This is a genomic window from Candidatus Avelusimicrobium caledoniensis, from assembly GCF_902756455.1.
In the GTDB taxonomy this organism is placed as follows: Bacteria; Elusimicrobiota; Elusimicrobia; order Elusimicrobiales; family Elusimicrobiaceae; genus Avelusimicrobium; species Avelusimicrobium caledoniense.
The window spans coordinates 9,007-26,642 of record NZ_CACVRB010000003.1; the positions used below are offsets into that span (position 1 = coordinate 9,007).

A 17,636-nucleotide genomic window follows, 5' to 3' on the forward strand; every position below is an offset into this window, starting at 1 on the left:
AAAAAAAAACGATGTCAACCCCCTTGCCGGGGGCAGGCATTTTGGGAGCCCTCTTACACTTAATTAGAGCCACACTCTTTTTGCTGTGTTGCTTTGTTATGTATCGACGAGAAAATGTAGGTCAGGCTACGCCTGACAATGCCTCGCAAGAGGCATGTATCCTTATTTTAGAATTATAGGTCAGGTGTCAGCCTAACGTTCAATAAGGTAATACCCTTGTCAGGCATAGCCTGACCTACATGTAACTGTTTCTGCATTGTTGCTTTGCAACGAAACAAAAACACGCTTTTTCGTGTTTGCGAAAAAGCGTGTCTTTTCAAAAAATACAGCTAAAATAACGGGATACCGTACTCTTTGGCGATCGCGTTGTAGCGGTCAATCACTTGGCGCACAAAATGGTTTTTTTCCGTGTAAGACATCGGCGTAAAGCCGCTCTTAAACCCGGCAATTACCAAATTTTTAAGTTGCTTGGGGGTTAGGTCTATATTTTTTACCAGCAGTTCCATTTCTTGGGTAACCGTGGTATGGGAAACAAGCCGGTTGTCGGTGCCGATACTCACCGGCAGACCGCGTTTAATCATTTCGGTCACCGGGTGATTGCGAATTGATTTTAGTTCCGGAAGCGTCTGTAAATTGCTGGTCAAACAAACTTCCACGCCGATACGTCCGCTGGCCAAATAATCGGCTAACGAGTCCACATAGCGTTGCTTATCGGTTACTTTGCGGTCTTTAATCATATCGGTTGAAAATAAATGCGTACCGTGGCCGATGCGGTTGGCGTGGCAATCGGTAATGGCCTGAAAAATAGATTCCGGTCCGTACGCTTCGCCGGAGTGGACCGTTTTACGCATAAAATGTTTATGCACATATTGATACGCGGCGATATGGTTAGAGGCCGGATAGCCGGCTTCTTCTCCGGCCAAATCAAAACCTACGACGGGCAAATGTTCTTCTTCCACCAGTTTAACAATCATCTTCGCCAGTTCCAAAGACGCAGTAGACACAATTTCACTCTTGGAAAAATGCGGCAAACTGCTAATTAGCGTAGCGTAATAAGGCGACATAGATTTGTTAAAATTACGCATCGCACACGCAATAACGCCAAAGTAAAATTTCAGTTCCGCTCCGTCCTTAACAGCTTTGGACGTATTATGCTCTTTTTGCGCGCGCGCTAAACCGCGCACAGTTGCGCGGATGGCTTCTTCGGGGCTGAGCATTTCGTTGGCGTGAAGTTGGGGAGCAAGGCGCACTTCCATATACCGCACTCCCTCGGCAATAGCATCTTGCCCCAGTTCATACGCAATACGCTCAATACTGGCCGCATCTTGCATCACGGCGTCGGTATATTCAAAACCCTTTAAATATTCCACGAGCGAGTTATATTTCTTTTTAAAAACGGTGCGAATAAGCCCCTGCTCGGTGTACGCGGGCAGTTTTACCCCTTGCGCTTGGGCCAGTTCAATTAACGTAGATAAGCGCAACGAGCCGTCCAAATGGACGTGCAGGTCGGCTTTAGGGATACGGCGTAAAAACTCGGCGGGAATATGTAATTTCACGTTATTTTTTCTCCGTTTGTTGGCCTTGCGGGGTATCTTTAACCACGTACCCTTCTTGCAAAATAGCGTCGCGCAGTTCATCTGATTTTTTCCAATCTTTGGCCTTACGCGCGGCGGCACGTTCGTTAAGTAACTCTTTTACGCGGTCCGGCAACTCCGCGGCCTGCAAGGTGGGCGGCTCTAATAAATCTAAAGCCAATATCGCCTCTGCCGCTACCAAAAAATCCCATTTTTCGCCGGCGGATAAGTCATTACTGCGCACCGCTTCCCACGTAAGAGCAAGTGCCTTGGGTGCATTTAAATCATCTTCCATCGCGGCGGTAAATTTTTCTTTCCACGCCCGGCTGTTAGCGGTTTCTTGGGCAGTGCGCCCGCACGCTTGTCCAATTTGGTCCGTCAGCGCGCGCAAGTTTTTTAAACTTTTAGCCGCGCTGTCCATACTTTCGTAGGAAAATTCCAACTGCGTGCGATAGTGCGCGCCTAAGCACAAATAACGGTAGGCAAGCGGCTCGTATCCTTTTTCTTTGAGCACGTCCACCGTCACAAATGTGCCGCCGGACTTGGACATCTTGCCCGAGCGTAAAATCAAAAATTCGCCGTGTATCCAATAGTTCACGTATTTTTGCCCGGTAGCGGCTTCGCTCTGAGCAATTTCGTTGGTGTGGTGAATCGTTACGTGGTCAATGCCGCCGCAGTGGATATCCAACGTGTTGCCTAAATATTTCATCGCCATCGCCGAGCACTCAATATGCCAACCGGGGAAACCGACCCCCCACGGACTATCCCACTCCATTTGGCGTTTTTTATCTTTGGGAGAAAATTTCCACAACGCAAAATCGGTCGGGTTGCGTTTTTCGTCGCTCATTTCCACGCGCGCACCGCCCTGTAAGCCGGAAATATGCGCGTGCCCGACTAACGCATCGTAGCGGGGGAATTTAGAAGTGTCGTAATAAATACCGTCGGAAGTTCGGTAAGTGTATCCTTTTTCTTCCAGCGTTTTGACTAAATCTATCATCGGGCCGATATGCTCGGTTGCGCGGCTGATAATGGTAGGACGCGTGCAGTACAACGCATCGTAATCTTGCCAAAATTTTTGCTCGTAAAATTTGGCAATATCCCACGCACTTTTTCCTTCGCGTGCCGCACCGAGTTCCATTTTATCTTCGCCGTCGTCGGCGTCAGACACCAAGTGTCCCACGTCGGTTACGTTCATCACGTGCGTGAGCGGATAATGTAAACGGATCGTGCGCGAAAGTAAATCTTCAAAAATGTACGTACGTAAATTGCCGATATGGGCAAAGTTATATACGGTCGGCCCGCAACAATACATCGTCACGTTTTTATCGTTTTGCGGGACGAACTCCTCTTTGCGGTGCGAGGCCGTATTATACAAACGGATCATTACTTGACCCCTTGTTTAGCTGCTTGGGCCGCTTCTGCGGCTTCTTTTTTGGCCGACACGTAATTGTCGCGGATTTGTTCAAAGAAGGCGTGGCAGGCCTTTTGTCCGTTTGTATTGGCCGAGCGTTCGCTCATGCGGCATTGTACTTGTACCACAGAAAGCGGATTAACCGCGCCTACGCTGCTCATGGTATAGGTGAACCCGCTAGGTTGGTAGGTGCGCAAGGCCTTGGCATACGACTTTTCCATTGCTTTCATCAACACAGACATATCTTTGCGGGTAGCGGCCGGGCCTAATTCAAATTTGCGCGATGCCACCGTAACAACTACATCTCCGTAAGTTTGATACGAATTAGCCAAACCCTCAGATACAAAATCTTCATCTTCGCCGGGCATTTGTTCTTCTTCCAAGTTACCGTTCGCTTCCGACGGCGTTAATGTATCGGCAAATGCGTTCCCCTCCGTATCGTTGGGAATAGCGGAAGAAAATTCATAATACGCCTCGTTTCTGCCGTAATTGGAATAATCAATACCCTGCGTCACTTTTTTGCGCGAACTAAACGATGTGCTTGCTCCGCACGCGCACAATAAAACTCCTAACAAACAAAGTACCCCTAAACGAATTTTCATACTCTCTCCTATTGTGTAATTTTTACCGTAGCCACGGCGTGGCACATGGCCGCTTCGCCGCGGCCGATTTCGCCTACTTTCTCGTGGCTTTTGGATTTAAAACTTACTGCTTGCAAAGGGATTTCAAACACCTGCGCCAAGCGTTGGCGTATCGTGTCGTAATGCGGTTTGATTTTGGGCTCTTCGGTAATAATCGTTGCATCAATATGCACGAGCTCGGCGTGGCGAGCGCGCACAATTTCCAACACTTTTTTAACGATATCTACACTGGAAATACCCTTAATGGTGGGATCCGTCGGCGGGAATAAAATGCCGATTTCCCCCTCACACAAAGCCCCTAAAATAGCATCGCAAATAGCGTGCAGGACAACATCTCCGTCGCTATGACCCAAGAAACCTTTGGTATGTGCAATTTCCGCACCGCCGATAAATAATTTGCGCCCCGCTTCCAACCGGTGCAAATCAAAACCAAACCCGGTACGGTACATCACTTGTTTTTCCACTAAGGCCTCCGCAAAAATTAAATCTTCCGGCGTGGTAATTTTGTTATTTTTGTAATCGGACGGTACGAGCCGCACGCTCACGCCTAATTTTTCTACCAGTTGCGACTCATCGGTAGCGTCTGTTTCGTTGCCGAATTTTTCTAACGCTTCGGCTAATATTTCCCGCCGGTACGCTTGCGGCGTTTGCGCCGCCCACAAGGTAGCGCGGTCCAATGTACGGGCTACAAAATCCCCTTTCGCTACTTTGACCGTATCTTTCACGGGAACGGCCAATACCGCCGCGCCGTATGTTTGCGCACTTTGCAAACAAGCCGCAATATGTTGCGGACTCACAAGCGGGCGTGCTCCGTCATGCACGGCCACGGTTTGCGCTTGCTCATCTACAAGGGCAAAGCCGTTTTTAACTGAATTTAAGCGCGTGTCTCCGGGGTCGGCAAACGTAACTGCCGTCACAAATTTTTCTACGCCCGGCCGATTTTCTTTTGGCGTTACTACAATAATTTGCCGCACCTGCGGCACTTGCTGAAATGCCAAAATCGTACGCACGAGCACCGGTTTCCCGCCCAGCGGAAGCATTTGTTTAGGGCGGCCCATGCGTTTGCCACTGCCACCCGCTACAATTACTACCGACGAAAAACCAGATCCTTTAGGCATAAGAAATTATTTTACTTTCGCAAAGATCATGCGGCCCGAAGATGTCTGTAAAATGGAATAAACAGCCACTTCCACCCGCTTACCGATCGCACGTCGTCCGTCTTCTACTACAACCATGGTACCGTCGTCCAAATAGCCGATGCCCTGTTCTTTCTCTTTGCCTTCTTTCATGACAAACAGCGACATATCTTCCCCGGGGAGCACCACCGGTTTAAGGGCGGTAGCCAAATCGGCAATGTTAAGCGCAATCACATTTTGCAAAACAGCTGCTTTATTGACATTAAAATCTAACGTCACCACTTCAGCATCTAAACTTTTGGCAAGTTTAACGATTTTTTCTTCCATTGTGGGCGCTTTCACATTTTTGTTGGTAATACGGGTAGTAATTTCTTTAAGCTCTTGCAGGCGGGTAGCTACGTCTAAGCCGCGGCGGCCCCGGGCGCGTTCCAACGGATCGTTGGACGCGGCCATTTTGTTCAGTTCTTCCAAGACAAATACCGGCAATACAATAATACCGGACAAGAAGTTAATTTCGCACAAATCTATAATGCGTCCGTCAATAAGTGCAGTAATATCGGCAATTTTTAAATGATGTCCTTTGTAAGACAGCCCTTCCAAATCGCGCGATTTCCAAATACTGGCGAGCACCCCAAACGCAAGCAGCACAATCTCTGCCTTAAACGCATAGTTGTTCCACCAGTTAAGCGCATCTTGGTGTTCCACCAATCCAACCACGTTGCCGATGAGCACAAAAAGCATATACCCCATCAAAAGCCCCGTGCAGGCAATCATAATTTTAATAAGGCGCAAGCGTTTAAATAACACTTCGCCCGCTATGACGATAGCACCACACAAAAGGCCGCTTAAAATCGTCATCCAGTCTTGCTTGATAAACGTGTATGTAAGAAACGGAAACGCCACTAACGTAGCGATACGGAAAATCCAAATCGGCATACATCCTCCTGTAAAAAATGCAGGGAAAATTCCCCTAAATGAATACGCCTATATTTTAGCACTTTTTAAGGACGCGTGGGAAGAGCATACCTCCACCGGACCGGTTATTTGAAAAAATAAATATTCTCTGTATTCGGCCCATTATCGGAGTTAGGTGTTTTCCGGTTCGTTAAATTTTGGCAAATTTTATTAGCCACATCGTTAGACATAGTGGCATAACACAACTGTTTACCCGCCCATCCATGGGAAGTACGGTCATAAAAAAAATAAATTTTTACACCGGAAATACGAGTATCATATCCCATGGCACCTAGCGTACTATCGTTGATGTCAATTAACCATGCTCCGGGAGCATAAATTCTCCGGGTTGGCCAATTAAGGGAAGGTTGCCCCGGTAGCGACACGGATAATTCGTTGATATCGTTTGCATAACTGCCGTTTGCCAAATAATATGTTTCTTGGGCTTGTTTAACCGCGTTCATCATTCCTAAAAGTGTGCTTGCCCGCGCTTTGGCAACGGCCATTTTATATTGCGGCAGCGCCACCGCGGCGAGTATGCCGATGATTAGAACAACGACTAAAAGCTCAATGAGTGTAAAACCGCTTGCCGTTTGACTTCCACCCTGGCGGGGGAAGTGGTTTTGTGTGCGTAAGCACTCAAAACCGATGAGGGGGTTTAAATAAGTATTTCCCTTTATATACCCCTCACCTGTCCTGCGGACATCCTCTCCCGCAAGGGGCGAGGACAAAACTACATTTTCCTTTTCCATAAAAAACTCCTCCTTTGTGGTATCATTAAATAAAATGTAGCAAAAAAAAAAACGATGTCAAGGCCCTTGCCGGGCCCAGGCATTTTGGGAGTCAACTTCCACTTATTTGTAGCCACACTGTTTTTGCATTGTTGCTTGGTTAGGAGTCGACGAAGAAATGAAAACAAACAGCCCCGCAAAAGATATACTTTTGCGGGGCGGATTGGGACAACTCAAACTTTTATTTTTGACTCAGTTGTTTAATACCTTGCGCGATATTGCGTCCGCTGGGCGGTTGGTACGCATACAAGCCAAACTCGGGTAGTACCGAGAACAAATGGTCAAAAATATCGCTCTGGTATCCCTCGTACTCCGTCCAAACGGTTGTATTTAAGAAACAATAAATTTCAAGCGGCAATCCTTGTGCCTCTTGTTTAAGTTGGCGCACCATGAGTGTAAAATTCGGATCTTTTACGACGTACGGACGCGACGCCAAATATAATTCTGCATATTTGCGAAACGTACCGATATTCGTTAAATGACGGCCGTTGAGTAAACTGTCTTGCGTGTTGTGCGCGGAATTGAACATGGTAATTTCCTGTTCTTTTTGCGCCAAATAATCTTTGAGCAGTTCAATTTTTTTTAGGCGCGCAAGCATTTCTTTATCTAAAAATTTGACCGTATCTACGTCAATTAACATCGTGCGTTGCACGCGGCGGGCGCGGGCCTCGTACATACCGCTCCAATTCTTAAACGGCTTAGACACAAGATCGTAGTTGGGCACGCTGACAATGGTCATATCAAAGTTTTGCACACGCACGCACAAGAGCGAAATATCCACAATGTTTCCGTCAGCCCCTGCGCTATCCACGGTGATCCAGTCGCCTATTTTTATCATCTTGTTGGTAGTCAGTTGGATACTGGCCACAAAGCCCAAAATCGGATCTTTAAAAATAAGGGAAAACACCGCCGCCAACGCCGATAACCCGGTAATAATATACATCGGTTTTCGGCCCAACAGCAGCGATAAAATAAACAGCCCCGTTACCAAATAAACCACAATTTTTAACGCCTGTACCAACCCTTTTATCGGCACGTTGGGATTGCGGCCGTACAGCTGGTTAAGCGTGTTTAAAAACGTGCAAATAAACCACGAAAAACTGAGCATGACAAACAAGCCCGTCAGCTTGACAATTAACGTGGCGATCCAATCTACCTGCTCGGAAATGAACACCGGGTGCAAGTTAATGGCAACCAATGCAGCTAACGCTACCCCCACGGCGGTAAAAAAATAATTTTTTTTCATCGCCTCAAACGCGCGGGCCGAGTGAATTTTGGCCACCAGTTTGGCTAAATACCGGTTACAAAACCACGTCGTAAACCGCGCCAAAAAATAAAGCCCCGCGATAAACACAACCGCCGACACAAATTGCGCCAACATCACGTGGTATTGCTCGGGAATGTATTGAATTTTTTTGATATAAACTAAAATAACTTGCATATTGCACTCCTTAAAAAACTTACTATAATAAAGTGTATGAAAAAAGGGTTTCTGTGTGCAACTTTACTATGCGCGCTTGCCGGGTGTTATACGCCGCTTAATAATTCGGGCGTGGCAACCACTAAACCGTGGTTGGAAATTTCCGGCCGCAAGAACGATTTTGAAGGCAAACAATACGATTCTTGCTACCGCTTCAACGTGCGTTTTTGGCCACAGGAAGCCGCTAACGAATTAGACTTGCAAAAAAACTGTATTTCCTCTTGCTGTTGGCGCAGTGATAAAGAAGAAGTAACCTTAGATTTTAATAAAAATTTTGAGAAAAATTTAGCCCGTTACGGTCAAGCACGCCAATATACGCCGGGGAAAATTACGCTTAAAGTCAGCCACTCCAATTGGTTAAATACTACTAAAGTTTCCGTTTCGCCCAAAGGGTCTATTACCAATAACGGGCTGATCAAACTTTCATACCGCACCGTGGACAACCCAACGCGTATCGCGCAGTTAAAAGAACAACAACGGCAAGCCGCCGCACGTCCGGCCGTGGCAACAACTACGACGAGCACGCCCGCAAAAACCGTTCAAGTAACTACTAAAACCGTTACCAAAACCTACACGCAAACCGACCCGGCCAAAGCACTCGTTCAACGCACCGCAGGCCCGAAAATTGATTCGTATTTTTACGATATGAATAAACGCTACAACAAACAAGGGGCGGTGTTTTTGCTTAGCGAACGTATTTTACACGTCCAGCCGGCGGGCGATACGATGGCTATTGTTTCGTGCACCGCCAAAGCACGCACCGGGTTAGACGCGCAAAGTTTAAATGCATCTACGTTCCCGTGCGGCCAGTGGTTGGTGGACACAACGACCGAAACCGTCACTCCTTACGACAAACGCGCCCAACTGATTTGGGGAATGTAACAATTAAAAACGATAGACATTCTTGGCTCCGTTTTCCGCGTGATCATCAGCTGTTTTCTTATTCGTCAAATTCTTACACACTTTATCAGCGAAACTGTTTGTAGCAACGGCATAACAAACAAGTCCATGCCAAGGGTGTGTGCTGTAAAAGGAATACAATTCTATTCCGGGAACTTTATTATCTACTGCATAAGATATGTTTCCCGTTTGTAAAGTTATTCGCCCAAAACTCCCCTTAATAGAATCATTGCTGTTAAGCACGCTGTAACTGACTACTGTTCCCGCAAAATTAACCGCCAGCTCGTCCCATTGATTGGTATATTTTCCGTTGGCTAAATAATACGCTTCTTCGGCATCGGTAACGGTTTTGAGCATGGTAATTAAATTACTCATGCGCGATTTGGCTACCGCCATTTTATACTGCGGCAGAGCTGCCGCGGCGAGTATACCAATAATAAGCACGACAACTAATAATTCAATTAACGTAAATGCTTGTTTGTTTTTCATACAACCTCCTTTTTATCATTAAATAAAATGTAGCAAAAAAAAAAACGATGTCAACCCCCTTGCCGGGGGCAGGCAACAAAACAACAAAAAAACGGCAAACCGTTTATTCGGTTTGCCGTCTGCTCGCACTAGAAACAGCTTACATATTTTCTTTAATGGTTTGGGCAAGACGCTTTAGCCCCTCTACAATTTGCGTTTTGGTAGAGTAGGAAAAGTTAAGCCGCAAATCGTTTTTCACATCGGTAGCCGGGTAAAAATCAACGCCCGCCACATACGCCACTTTGCGCTCCAACGCTTTGGAAAGCAAGTCCATCGCGTCCATGTGTTTGGGCAGCGTTACCCACAGGAAAAGCCCTCCCTCGGGGCGCGTCCACGTAACGCCTTTGGGCATTACTTCGGCAAGCGTTTTTAACATTAAATCGCGTTTTTCGCGGTACGCGGCAATTAAATCTTTAATGTGTTTTTTAAGATGTCCGCCGCGCAAATATTCTGCCGTAGCCAACTGCAACGTAGGCGACGAACACAAATCTATCGCTTGTTTTAAAATCACGTATTTGCGGATAACATCTCTCGGACCGATCACAAACCCCAACCTGAATCCGGGCACCAACACCTTGGAAAAGGTAAACATAGTGATCACATTACCGCGTCCGCCGTCTAGCGCATAAAACGTACGCGGGGCACTCCCCTCAAAGCGGACTTGGCGGTACGGGGAATCTTCCAAAATAAACGTATCGTATTTTTTGGCAAGTTCTAAAAGTTGCACCCGGCGTTCTTCGGGGATAGTCGTGCCGGTGGGGTTTTGAAAATCGGGCACTAAATAGATAAATTTACACGGCTTGCCCTCTTTTTTAAGAGCCACTAATTTCGCTTCCACATCTTCGGGCAGAACGCCGTTTTCGTCGCTTTGCGCGCCGCGGATATCCGCGCCCGCCGCCGTAAACGCCTGCAAAGCTCCCAAATACGTGGGCGAGGCCGTAATAATACTATCTCCCTCGTTGACAAACGCCCGCGCCGTCATATCCAACGCCTGTTGGGAAGCGGACACCACTAAAATCTGGTCCGACGTTACCGTAATGTCTTCGGTTTCTTTTAAGAGTTTAATAAGTTCTTCTTTGAGCGGAGCTTGGCCTTCGGTAGCCCCGTATTGCAACGAAGCTTCGGGATGTTCACGCACGATACGTTGCATGATATCCGCAATTTCATCCGCCGGGAATAAATCAGCCGCCGGCAACCCCCCCGCAAACGAAATAATTTCCGGTTGCGCAATTACTTTTAAAAGTTCGCGTATCGCCGAAGCTTTACTGCGGCGTACCGCGTTTGAAAATAAAGGGGAATAGTCCATTTAATTTTGCCTCGTTAAATTTGTTATTTAATATATTCTACTATTTTAAGCGATAAATCTTTAGCCGGTACCGAGTGCGTAAGCGCGCCCATAGAAATCACATCTACACCCGTTTTGCAAAATTCTTCCAAGTTAGCAGCGTTTACACCGCCGGAAACTTCTATAATTGCACGCCCGGCAATTTCTTGTTTGCAACGCACAATTTCCGACGGCGTCATATTATCAAGCATAATAATATCCGCTCCGGCGGTAAGTGCTTCTTTGACTTCGTCTAAATTGGTCGTTTCCACTTCAATTTTAGGCGTATGCCCGATCACAGCTTTAATTTTGGCTACCGCTTTGGTAATAGATCCCGCGGCTTTGATGTGGTTATCTTTAATCATCACGCTGTCAGCCAAGCTAATGCGGTGGTTGCGCGCGCCGCCTACGCGCACGGCGTATTTATCCAAGCGGCGCATACCGGGTTGCGTTTTGCGGGTATCTACAATTTTCACGCCGTATTTATGGCCGATTTTAGCACACGCACGTGCCGCCGTGGCAATACCGCTCAAACGTTGCATAAAGTTTAGCGCGGTGCGCTCGGCTTTTAAAATAGAAAGCACCGGGCCGGAAATTTCCACCACCGTTTCGCCTTTTTTTACGTCGTCGCCTTCCTGTTTGTGCGCGGTAAAAGTAACGGCCGGATCCACCGCGGCAAACACTTCCTGGGCGGTGGGCAACCCGCAAAGCACTAAATCTTCTTTGGCTACAATAACGCCGCGCGCCTTGTCTTTGGGCGCAAAAATCGTTTCTGAAGTAATATCCCCCAAACTTAAATCTTCTTCTAAAGCAAGTTCAATTATTTTGTCTAAAATCATTTGGCTAACTCAAACATTTTTTCAATAGATTTCTTGGCTTGCGCGGCGATTTGCTCGTCCACACAAACGATTTGTTCCGGCCGCGGATCTACCAGTGCTTCCAACGTGTTAATCAGCGAATTTTTCTTCATATACGCACACGTACCAAACGGCCAAATAAACTGTTTATCCGGGTGCTCGGCTTCCAAACGGTTGACGAGTCCGTGCTCGGTAAGTAACCCGAAAATTTTATCCGGCGACGATGCCACATACGACACCATGCCTTTTGTACTGCCCACGTAATCACACTCGCGGCAGACCTCTATGGAGCACTCCGGGTGGGCCAAAACGCGGATATCCGGGTGCTGCGCGCGCAAGTTTTTGACGTCGGACGGGCGGTATTTATCATGCACACAGCACGATCCTCCGTCAGCAATAATTTTTTTAGGCGTACCGCGGCGTTGTAACTCGGCCGCTAAATTTTCCGCCATGAGCATATCGGGCACAAAAATCAGTTCTTCGCCCGGCATTTTTTGTGCGATGTCATATACATTACCCGATGTTACGCACGCGTCGCACGCGGCTTTTACGTCTGCCGAGCTGTTAATGTAACAAAGCGCGGGCACGCCCGGATGTTTAGCGCGCAACGCACGGACCTCATCGCCCGTCATCGCGTCCGCGAGCGAACAACCTGCCTTGCCTGCCGGGATGAGTACTTTTTTAGACGGGTTAATGATTTTAGCCGTCTCGGCCATAAACCACACGCCCGCAAAAACAATTACATCGGCCGACGATTCACGCGCTTTTAAAGCGAGCTCATACGAATCGCCCCGGAAATCTGCCACACCGTACACTAAATCGGGCGTGGTATAGGAGTGGGCTAAAATAACGGCGTTTTGTTCCTTTTTAAATTTATTGATAGACAACGTATACGGCGCAGCCGCCAAACAATCTTCCAACGTCCATTTGTCTGTTTTAGTTTTGGATACGTTATGCAATAACCCATACAAGCGTTGGGCTTCTTGCATCACAACGGCCTCTTTTTCCAGCGTACGCAACATACACCCTCTATTTGGTGGTCGTGCTGATTACACTTCCGTCGCTGGCGTAGGTAGTAGTCGTACTGGTAGATTGAACCGGCACATTAGGCGTCGGCCCGTCCACGTAATAAATGTTAGTGGTATTGGTAACTTTTTTACTCTTGGAAACCGAGGTCTTAGCAGCCGCTTTGGCGGCATCTGCCTTGACGGCAGCCGCAGCAGCTTTAGCTTGCGGTTTTTTGAGTTTTTCAGCCGGAGGCAAATAAGACGCCCCACACGCTTGCAATTCATAATCAGAGAGAGAATCGTAATCGGAATCCGGGGCTAACATATTGTCAAATTCTTGGTCAATGATTTGGTATTTGGCATTTTTAGCATCGGCAGCCGCAGCGGCAGATGTGGTATAATAAACGGTTTTACCGTCGGCAGATGTAGTGGTATTGGCGGTTTTTTTAGAGCAGGCGGCGGCAAACACAACGACTGCGAGTAAAATAAAAGCTTTTTTCATAAATCTCTTCTCCTTAAATAATGTTTCCGACTGTACAAGTTTATTATACCATATTGGGCCGAATTGGGCAGAATTACAACTTCCGTTTCCGGCAACTAAAATACCGTTAATGAAAATTTATGTACCGAGTCCTTGCCGTTTATCCGTCCGATAGCGAGCCGTTTGTCGTTCAAATCTGCCCCTTAATGCCGTCTATAAAAAGCGCCGAAATGGATAAGAAATTTTTCATGTTTGAGCGTCAGCGAGTTTGAAAAATTGCCCATTTCGTCTGCTTTTTATGGCATCCTGGGGCAGAAAATCTTTTTGGTCCTTTTTCTGTTTCCAGAAAAAGGACAGAAAGTGCTTGACAAATCAAAAAAAAAAACGATAATAAAGGGACAAAAAAACAACAAAGGAGCAAACAATATGAAAAACATAAAACAAAAATGTCATGCTGAATTTAATTCAGCATCTTCCACGCTCGCTGTTTCGCAACGACAACGACCTGCGTGGAAGACCCTGAATCAAGTTCAGGGTGACGTCTTATTTGATAACGGCGCTTTTACCCTTATTGAATTATTAGTGGTTGTTCTCATCATCGGCATTTTAGCGGCGGTGGCGTTGCCGCAATATCAAAAAGCGGTGTGGAAATCGCGCAACACCCAACTTAAACAACTGGTCAAAACCGTCGCCCAAGCCGAACAAGCTTACTACATGGCGAACGGCAAATACGCTGCCAACTTTGATGAACTGGCCATTGATTTACCGTTAACACCTATAACTACTAACCCGGGTGTAGGAGTCTGTGGTACTACTGTGCAAGGCACAGATTCCGGACGTGCAGGAAAAGATTTCTATGTAGCATTAAATACAACAACGGCTGATTTATCCTCTCTTGCAGTCGTGGCTTATTGGAACACGGGCGTCTATAAATGCGCCGGATTTGGTATTCCAATGCATGACATGGAATTGATGCCCGCAGGGACTCTTCATTGTCGCGAAATGAATCCCTCTAATGGGCAAAATCTTTATAACGCGGGTAACGGCGATTTTTGTGCGAAAATAGAACAGGCCTCTTACGTAGGTGGAAGTAGTTGGCGTCTTTATCTTTACCAATAATTGGGTTTTATAAGAATCTGTTTTATAGCCAACACACCTCCGAAAAACTTTTCGGAGGTGTGTTTTGCTCAAACAAATGCAACTTATTTGCGTTTGGCGGTTTTCTTTTTCGCCGCTTTTTTAGTTACTTTTTTAGCGGGTTTCTTTGCCGCTTTTTTCGGCGCGGACTTTTTAACAGCCGCTTTTTTCACGGCTTTTTTAACTGCTTTTTTTGCCGTTTTCGGCTTTTGCGTTTTAGTTAGTTTAGCCGCAAATTCTTTCCACCCCTCTAACGCCAAGGGCAACACTTCGTCCATGTGTTTGACAGGGATAAGCGTTAAATCTTTGCGCACGCGCTCCGGAATTTCGGACACGTCTTTGGCGTTGGTGTGCGGGTACAGAATCGTTTTGACTCCCTCGCGGTAGGCGGCTAAAAATTTCTCTTTAATGCCCCCCACGGGTAGCACGCGCCCGGTAATGGTTACTTCGCCCGTCATCGCTAAGCGTTTTTTGACGGGAAGTCCGGTCAGCAAACTTGTTAAAGCCGTCGTAATTACGCTACCTGCCGACGGGCCGTCTTTCGGCACGGCACCTTCGGGGAAGTGGATGTGAAAGTCGGTCTTGTCAAAATCAACTTTTCCGCCGTACCCGCGGCTACGCGCATACGTCAGCGCGGCGCGGACCGATTCTTTCATCACGTTGCCGAGCATACCCGTTAAAATGAGTTGGCCTTTGCCGGGCAGTTTAGTGGCTTCAATAGACAGCGTTTCTCCGCCCACGCTCGTCCACGCAAGGCCCGTAGCGATACCGACGCCGTTTTCTTCGGTTGCAAAGTTGGCATAGCGCGGCACACCTAAGAAATCGTGCAAGTTTTCTTTCGTAACAACCACTTTCTTTTTGCCCTCTACCACCATTTTGGCGGCTTTGCGGCAGAGCGAGCCGATCTCGCGGTCCAAATTACGCACGCCCGCTTCGCGTACATATTCGCGCATCAGTTGGGCTACGGCGTCGTGCTCAATTTCCACTTGACCCGGTTTCAAACCGTGCGCTTTTAATTGCTTAGGCAAGAGATAATTTTTGACGATATCGTGTTTTTCATACTCGGTATAACCGTCAAAATCAATAATTTCCAACCGGTCGCGCAGTGTGGTGGGGATACCGGAAAGCGAGTTGGCCGTTGTAATAAACATCACCTTAGACACATCAAACGGCACATCTAAAAAGTGGTCGGTAAATTCTTTGTTTTGCTCGGGGTCTAATAACTCCAGCAACGCCGCCGCGGGGTCGCCGCGCCAGTCCGAGCCCATCTTGTCAATTTCGTCTAACAAAAATACCGGGTTGGAACTTTTGGCTTTGCTAAGCCCTTGAATAATGCGCCCCGGCATAGAGCCGATATACGTGCGGCGGTGACCGCGAATTTCGCTTTCGTCGCGCACGCCGCCCAAACTCATCCGCACAAATTTACGTCCGACCGCCCGCGCAATAGATTTGGCAAGCGACGTTTTACCCACACCCGGCGCGCCCGCAAAACAAAGCACCGGACCGCGAAGTCCGTTTGTGAGTTTGCTCACCGCCAAATATTCCAAAATGCGGGTTTTCGGTTTTTCCAAGCCGAAGTGGTCCTCGTCTAAAATTTGTTTGGCTTTTTTGAGGTCTAATATATCTTCGGTGGTTTTGTTCCACGGCATATCTAACAGCCAATCCAAATACGTGCGCGATACCGTGGCCTCCGGCGAGAACGGTGCCATTTTGGCTAAACGCTCAATCTCTTTTTCGGCCGCTTCTTTGGCGTGCGGGGGTAGCCCGTTCTTTTTGATTTTGGCGCGCATAGCGTCCAGTTCTTTTTGGAAATCGTCCTTTTGGCTCAGTTCCTTTTGAATGGCTTTCATCTGCTCGTTGAGGTAATATTCTTTTTGGTTTTTCTCCATTTGCGCGCGGACCTTGGAGTGAATTTTTTCTTCTAAGCCCAAAATTTCCACTTCGCTGGTGATCAGTTTTAAGATTTTTTCCAAGCGGTCTTTGATGTGTACCGCTTCCAAAATTTCTTGCCGTTGCGATGTTTTAACGACCATGTTAGAGGCGATCGTGTCAGCCAGTTTGGACGGATCGTTAATTTGGCGCAAGAACGAAACGCCCTCTACCGCAATACGGTGCGAGATACGCGCGTAGTGGTCAAACTCGTCTAACACTTGGCGCATGAGTGCTTGCACGACCGGGGAGTTATCATCCTCTTCTTCAATATATTCCACGTTAGCAAACCACGCATTGGCGGCGGTGTTCATCTCTAATTTATTCACACGCGCACGCACAAGCCCTTGCAGAAAAATTTTCATAGATCCGTCGGGCATTTGTAAACTTTGCGTAATTTGGGCAATCACGCCGAAATGGTAAATATCTTGCGCGCGCGGCTCGTCCATATCCGCGTCTTTTTGGGAAACGGCTAAAATGTAGCGCTCCGGCGTATGCAGAGCCAAATCTACCGCCGCGACCGATTTTTTGCGGTCCACAGACAGCGGCAAATTCATCCCGGGGAACATCACCACATCGCGTATGGCTACCGCCGGAACAACCGTGGGCAAAGATAGCGTTGTCTTTTTAATTTCTTCCATAAATCTCTCCTAAATTGATTTGCGCCGCAAACGATTTTCCCCCCGTTTGCGTGTTTAGTATATTGTAACAAATTGTTTGAAAATTAGCAAGATTAAACTTTGATTGCTAATTTTAAATCAAAATAACGGGCGAATCCCGTAAAAGGTCTCGCCCGTTAAATTTCGCTAGCGCGCCAACTTATTTTTTGAGTTCCAATACTTCGTCAATCAGGCCGTAATCTTTGGCCTCTTGCGCGGACATATAATAGTTGCGTTCGCTGTCTTGGCGGATTTTTTCTTTATCCTGTCCGGTATGTTTAGCCAAGATATCTAAAAGATGTTCTTTATTGTCGCGTAGTTCGCGCGCTTCAATTTCAATATCCGTTACTTGGCCGGAAATACCGCCACCCCAAATAAGCGGTTGGTGAATCATAATGCGCGCGTGCGGCAACGCATAGCGTTTGCCTTTAGAGCCCGCCGCTAACAGCACCGCACCAAAGCTCATGGCCTGCCCCATACAAATTGTAGTGATAGGGGCTTTGATAAATTGCATTGTATCGTAAATTGCCAACCCGGCCGTTACAAGCCCGCCGGGGGAGTTGATATAGAGGTTGATTTCCCGGCTGGAATCGTCCGCATCCAAATACAACAGTTGGGCGATAATCATATTGGCACTGGCGGTATCTACTTCGCCTTCGCGGCCGCCTACAAAGATGATACGGTCCTTAAGCAGGCGGGAAAAAATATCGTAACCGACGTTCTTTTCAATAATAGTAGGTATAATCATGGATATATTGTAGTATATTTTGCGGAGAAAGACCCAGATTTTTCTGGGCCTTTTTTCACGCAATAGCTAGGTCCAACGG

The 17,636-nt window shown here is 47.2% G+C and carries 16 protein-coding genes; 2 read left to right on the forward strand and 14 right to left on the reverse strand.

All coding sequences use genetic code 11. From position 1 onward, the window contains the following. Nucleotides 1-329: 329 nt before the first annotated feature. From ACQY2W_RS01055 to ACQY2W_RS01085, 7 genes are all read right to left on the reverse strand, one after another. Nucleotides 330-1,556 carry an adenosine deaminase family protein gene (locus ACQY2W_RS01055; protein ID WP_428048726.1) on the reverse strand — a complete coding sequence of 409 codons (1,227 nt, stop codon included), beginning with the start codon at nucleotides 1,554-1,556 and terminating at the stop codon, nucleotides 330-332. 1 nt (nucleotide 1,557) lies between these two features. Beyond that, nucleotides 1,558-2,958: a cysteine--tRNA ligase gene (gene cysS / locus ACQY2W_RS01060; RefSeq protein WP_428048727.1), complete on the reverse strand. Its 1,401-nt coding sequence runs from the start codon at nucleotides 2,956-2,958 to the stop codon at nucleotides 1,558-1,560. Beyond that, nucleotides 2,958-3,587, reverse strand: a complete 630-nt coding sequence (locus tag ACQY2W_RS01065; protein ID WP_428048728.1) for a hypothetical protein — start codon at nucleotides 3,585-3,587, stop codon at nucleotides 2,958-2,960. The genes cysS and ACQY2W_RS01065 overlap by 1 nt, the downstream gene beginning before the upstream one ends. A gap of 8 nt (nucleotides 3,588-3,595) precedes the next feature. Beyond that, nucleotides 3,596-4,744, reverse strand: a complete 1,149-nt coding sequence (gene ispD, locus ACQY2W_RS01070) for a 2-C-methyl-D-erythritol 4-phosphate cytidylyltransferase (protein WP_428048729.1) — start codon at nucleotides 4,742-4,744, stop codon at nucleotides 3,596-3,598. 6 nt (nucleotides 4,745-4,750) lie between these two features. Beyond that, complete coding sequence (locus ACQY2W_RS01075; RefSeq protein ID WP_428048730.1) at nucleotides 4,751-5,698, reverse strand: PIN/TRAM domain-containing protein; 948 nt, start codon at nucleotides 5,696-5,698, stop codon at nucleotides 4,751-4,753. A gap of 104 nt (nucleotides 5,699-5,802) precedes the next feature. Beyond that, nucleotides 5,803-6,468 (reverse strand): type IV pilin protein, encoded by a 666-nt coding sequence (locus ACQY2W_RS01080; protein ID WP_428048731.1) that lies wholly within the window; start codon nucleotides 6,466-6,468, stop codon nucleotides 5,803-5,805. A 220-nt stretch (nucleotides 6,469-6,688) separates the two neighbouring features. Continuing rightward, nucleotides 6,689-7,948, reverse strand: coding sequence for a mechanosensitive ion channel family protein (locus tag ACQY2W_RS01085; protein WP_428048732.1), 1,260 nt, complete (start codon nucleotides 7,946-7,948; stop codon nucleotides 6,689-6,691). A 36-nt stretch (nucleotides 7,949-7,984) separates the two neighbouring features. Here ACQY2W_RS01085 and ACQY2W_RS01090 point away from each other — a divergent pair, with 36 nt between their 5' ends. Continuing rightward, entirely contained in the window at nucleotides 7,985-8,869 is an 885-nt protein-coding gene (locus tag ACQY2W_RS01090) for a hypothetical protein (RefSeq protein ID WP_428048733.1), read from the forward strand. Between the two features lie 3 nt (nucleotides 8,870-8,872). Here the strand turns inward: ACQY2W_RS01090 and ACQY2W_RS01095 are convergent, their stop codons facing one another. From ACQY2W_RS01095 to ACQY2W_RS01115, 5 genes are all read right to left on the reverse strand, one after another. Beyond that, nucleotides 8,873-9,376 carry a type IV pilin protein gene (locus ACQY2W_RS01095; RefSeq protein ID WP_428048734.1) on the reverse strand — a complete coding sequence of 168 codons (504 nt, stop codon included), beginning with the start codon at nucleotides 9,374-9,376 and terminating at the stop codon, nucleotides 8,873-8,875. Between the two features lie 139 nt (nucleotides 9,377-9,515). Continuing rightward, nucleotides 9,516-10,721 (reverse strand): PLP-dependent aminotransferase family protein, encoded by a 1,206-nt coding sequence (locus tag ACQY2W_RS01100; protein WP_428048735.1) that lies wholly within the window; start codon nucleotides 10,719-10,721, stop codon nucleotides 9,516-9,518. Between the two features lie 23 nt (nucleotides 10,722-10,744). Then, the gene (gene nadC / locus ACQY2W_RS01105; protein ID WP_428048736.1) at nucleotides 10,745-11,578 is read right to left on the reverse strand and encodes a carboxylating nicotinate-nucleotide diphosphorylase; all 834 of its coding nucleotides are present in this window, start codon (nucleotides 11,576-11,578) and stop codon (nucleotides 10,745-10,747) included. After that, nucleotides 11,575-12,618 (reverse strand): quinolinate synthase NadA, encoded by a 1,044-nt coding sequence (nadA, locus tag ACQY2W_RS01110; RefSeq protein WP_428048737.1) that lies wholly within the window; start codon nucleotides 12,616-12,618, stop codon nucleotides 11,575-11,577. Before nadA ends, nadC begins: the two co-directional genes overlap by 4 nt. Nucleotides 12,619-12,625: 7 nt before the next feature. Beyond that, entirely contained in the window at nucleotides 12,626-13,105 is a 480-nt protein-coding gene (locus tag ACQY2W_RS01115) for a hypothetical protein (protein ID WP_428048738.1), read from the reverse strand. Between the two features lie 405 nt (nucleotides 13,106-13,510). On the opposite strand from ACQY2W_RS01115, the gene ACQY2W_RS01120 reads away from it, so the two are divergent. After that, complete coding sequence (locus ACQY2W_RS01120; protein WP_428048739.1) at nucleotides 13,511-14,203, forward strand: type IV pilin protein; 693 nt, start codon at nucleotides 13,511-13,513, stop codon at nucleotides 14,201-14,203. An 83-nt stretch (nucleotides 14,204-14,286) separates the two neighbouring features. Here ACQY2W_RS01120 and lon read toward each other — a convergent pair whose 3' ends face one another. Both lon and ACQY2W_RS01130 read right to left on the reverse strand, forming a co-directional pair. After that, complete coding sequence (gene lon / locus ACQY2W_RS01125) at nucleotides 14,287-16,791, reverse strand: endopeptidase La (RefSeq protein WP_428048740.1); 2,505 nt, start codon at nucleotides 16,789-16,791, stop codon at nucleotides 14,287-14,289. Between the two features lie 178 nt (nucleotides 16,792-16,969). Further along, the gene (locus ACQY2W_RS01130; RefSeq protein ID WP_428048741.1) at nucleotides 16,970-17,557 is read right to left on the reverse strand and encodes an ATP-dependent Clp protease proteolytic subunit; all 588 of its coding nucleotides are present in this window, start codon (nucleotides 17,555-17,557) and stop codon (nucleotides 16,970-16,972) included. Nucleotides 17,558-17,636 lie beyond the last annotated feature (79 nt).

Coding starts and splice junctions, on each gene's coding strand:
- cysS (WP_428048727.1), bottom strand. CDS start 2,958: ATGATCCGTTTGTATAATACGGCCTCGCACCGCAAAGAGGAGTTCGTC.
- ACQY2W_RS01065 (WP_428048728.1), bottom strand. CDS start 3,587: ATGAAAATTCGTTTAGGGGTACTTTGTTTGTTAGGAGTTTTATTGTGC.
- ispD (WP_428048729.1), bottom strand. CDS start 4,744: ATGCCTAAAGGATCTGGTTTTTCGTCGGTAGTAATTGTAGCGGGTGGC.
- ACQY2W_RS01075 (WP_428048730.1), bottom strand. CDS start 5,698: ATGCCGATTTGGATTTTCCGTATCGCTACGTTAGTGGCGTTTCCGTTT.
- ACQY2W_RS01080 (WP_428048731.1), bottom strand. CDS start 6,468: ATGGAAAAGGAAAATGTAGTTTTGTCCTCGCCCCTTGCGGGAGAGGAT.
- ACQY2W_RS01085 (WP_428048732.1), bottom strand. CDS start 7,948: ATGCAAGTTATTTTAGTTTATATCAAAAAAATTCAATACATTCCCGAG.
- ACQY2W_RS01090 (WP_428048733.1), top strand. CDS start 7,985: ATGAAAAAAGGGTTTCTGTGTGCAACTTTACTATGCGCGCTTGCCGGG.
- ACQY2W_RS01095 (WP_428048734.1), bottom strand. CDS start 9,376: ATGAAAAACAAACAAGCATTTACGTTAATTGAATTATTAGTTGTCGTG.
- ACQY2W_RS01100 (WP_428048735.1), bottom strand. CDS start 10,721: ATGGACTATTCCCCTTTATTTTCAAACGCGGTACGCCGCAGTAAAGCT.
- nadC (WP_428048736.1), bottom strand. CDS start 11,578: ATGATTTTAGACAAAATAATTGAACTTGCTTTAGAAGAAGATTTAAGT.
- nadA (WP_428048737.1), bottom strand. CDS start 12,618: ATGTTGCGTACGCTGGAAAAAGAGGCCGTTGTGATGCAAGAAGCCCAA.
- ACQY2W_RS01115 (WP_428048738.1), bottom strand. CDS start 13,105: ATGAAAAAAGCTTTTATTTTACTCGCAGTCGTTGTGTTTGCCGCCGCC.
- ACQY2W_RS01120 (WP_428048739.1), top strand. CDS start 13,511: ATGAAAAACATAAAACAAAAATGTCATGCTGAATTTAATTCAGCATCT.
- lon (WP_428048740.1), bottom strand. CDS start 16,791: ATGGAAGAAATTAAAAAGACAACGCTATCTTTGCCCACGGTTGTTCCG.
- ACQY2W_RS01130 (WP_428048741.1), bottom strand. CDS start 17,557: ATGATTATACCTACTATTATTGAAAAGAACGTCGGTTACGATATTTTT.